2 pseudogenes are annotated in these 2,666 nt (G+C 63.4%); both read right to left on the bottom strand.

Annotation, left to right across the window (positions count from 1 at the left end):
* Positions 1-141 precede the first annotated feature (141 nt).
* A pseudogene (locus EG244_RS19975) lies at positions 142-1,661 on the bottom strand (IS3 family transposase).
* Between the two features lie 198 nt (positions 1,662-1,859).
* Positions 1,860-2,666 (bottom strand): annotated as a pseudogene (locus EG244_RS19970) (integrase core domain-containing protein); the annotation flags it as partial.

Genomic DNA, 2,666 nt, shown 5'->3' with positions numbered 1-2,666 from the left:
TTATAAAACGCCCGGAACTTGTTCAGATCAACAGAACCACCTCAAAAACGCTGAAAACGCTGAAGTTTTGCCCCTCACGACCGCACCATTGTGATATCGTCATCTCCCCGGTGTTTGTCAAAGAAGTTGTCCGGCCTTTTGTTAAGCGGCGTCTCTAATTCCTGCCGCTGAGACATTGCGTTGGGGGTTGAGCCAAACTGGTCCGATGGGTTGCCAGTTGCGGGCCTTTCCTGTCCAGCGCTGAGGATTTGCAGCGCGGGCTTTGGCATAGAGATCAGCGCGCTTTGCCAGCATCCGGGGCTCTTCTCCTGCGTGTCGGCTGTTGGGCGTGACGAAGCGCAGCGCGCTGTGGAGGTGCTCGGCGTTATACCAATTCACGAAGGCCTTGACCCAGGCCTGCGCCTGCGCCTTGTCGGCAAAGCCTTTGCGCGGCCATGCCTGCCGATATTTGCAGGTGCGGAAGAGTGCTTCGGAGAAGGGGTTATCGTTGCTGACACGCGGGCGAGAGTAGGATGCAGTGATGCCCAGGCGCTCCAGCGTCGTCTTCATAGTGACGCCTTTCATAGGCGCGCCGTTGTCGGCATGCAGCACCTTCGGTCTGGCAATGCAGGCCTCGGCCCAGACCGCGCGCTGGACGACGCCGGCAGCTAATTCGGCTCGCTCCATCTCATGGACCTCCCAACCGACGATCTTGCGGCTGAAGATGTCGAGGATCAGATAGAGATAAAAGAAGCTCCCCGCGATCGGCCCTGGCATCCAGGTGATATCCCACGTCCAGATCTGGCAAGGGCCGGTGGCCTGATAGCTGGTCGGCGGATTAAGCCGTCGCGGGGCCCGGCTGCGACCACGGTGATGCTGCTGGCCATGGGCGCGCAGCACGCGGCAGAAGCTGGATTCCGAGGCGATATAGCGCCCCTGATCGGCCAGCCGCGGCACGATCCGGCTGGGTGGCAGGCTGGCGAATTCCGAAGAATTACAAACGGACAGGATGTCCGCGCATTCCTCATCGCTGAGTTTGTTCGCAGGCGCGGGACGTAGCGCACCCGGCCGTCGGTCTGCGTGGACTTCACCCGCAGGCATACCCTGACGCCAGCGGCGCAGGGTGCGCTCGCTGATCTGAAGCGCGGCGCAGGCCCTGGTGCGGCGCACGCCGGCGGCCATGGCCTCTTCGATCAGCCGGGCGGTTGTCTTGCGATCCGGGGTGCTGATCATGCGTCCTCTTCCTCGCCCCAGATCGCTGCCGCCTTTTTTCTGAGAACAAGAAGGGCTGCGGCTTCCGCCAGGGCGCGTTCTTTGCGCGCCAGTTCGCGTTCCAGGGCTTTGATCCGCTTGCGCTCCTCCCTGGAGGTCTGGGACGCCTTGGCCGTGTTCGCCTGCGCCCGGTCATTGGCGGCTTCACAGGCCTGACGCCATGCTTTGATCTGCTCTGGATAAAGCCCGCGCTCGCGGCACCAGGCGGCCAGATCCGCCTCGTTCAACGCCGCAGCTTCAAGAACGGCGGCAAATTTGTCGCGCGAGCTCCAGTCCTCGGGGCCAGCCTCCGCATCGGGCAAAAGTTGCCCTTTATTGCGGGCTTCGCGCCGCCAGATATGCAGCGTCCCCTCGGAGATCCCCTCCTCCAGCGAAAGACGCCGGATCGGCGTCGCCTCCGGCGGAAGCATCCGCCTCAAAATCGCTGCTTTACGTTCAGGTGAATAACCCACGTCGTCGTCCTTATCTCGCCCCCATGCAATTACAGAGAAAATTACAGGGCCGGACAACTTCCCTGACACAGGGGGTCCCATAATTAGAGGCGGTTCTGTCAGTACTACAAGACTCGGTTTGAATCTGGAAAGGAATGTTGACCTGCCACTGAACTTTCATCCGGCCGCGACTTGAGCCCGGTTGTTGTTGACGCTGATCGGCGCAGGTTGAGCAATCGCCCGACGCGGGGAGCTTTCATCTCGCGCGGCGGAGCGGGCGATTGCGGTGCTCAGGGCCCGCGCGTCGTCAGCGGGGGGGCGGTCGTCCAGGGCCGAATGGGGGCGCTCGGTGTTGTCGTCTTCGGTCCAGACCGCGATCCCGACGCGCGCATGTGCCGGATTGCGGAATATTGTCTCGTTGAGCAGCTCGTCGCGCATCCGCCCATTGAGGCTTTCGACGTGGAGCAGGCGAAGGCCATCGGTTCGAGAGAGCCTGCGACGGTTCTGCATGGGCTTGCCCGGCGCGATGTCGTGCCATTCGATCCGGTGCTCCGAACACCACCGCAGGATCGCGTTCCTGGTCAGCTCCGTTCCATTATCACTGACGATCCTGCCGGGTTTGCCACGGCGCTCGGGGAGGGCCGTCAGTTCACGCGCCACGCGCCACGCGGCGCCCCGGGATCGCAGTGTCCGGGATCGCCGCGGGACATTCCCGAGTGACGTCGTCGACCACGTTGAGCCCCCGGAAGCGATGGCCGCCCGCGAACTGGTCAGGAACGAACCGTAGGTCCGCGAAGCGAAATCCAGCGACCAGCGCGCCTTGGGCCGCGCCTCGACCAGGATCGGGGCGCGCGTCCCGATCACCCTGCGCCGGGCCTTTCGCCTGCGCACCGTCAGTCCTTCCTCGCGGCAGAGCCGACAGATCCGATTGATCCCGGCAGGCTCGCCTTCGCGCCGCAGCAGCACGAAGAGCCGCCGATAGCC

It is taken from the genome of Falsigemmobacter faecalis (assembly GCF_003863335.1).
GTDB lineage: Bacteria > Pseudomonadota > Alphaproteobacteria > Rhodobacterales > Rhodobacteraceae > Wagnerdoeblera > Wagnerdoeblera faecalis.
Note: the sequence above shows the minus strand (reverse complement) of the source record. Positions and strands in the feature narration are given on the sequence as shown.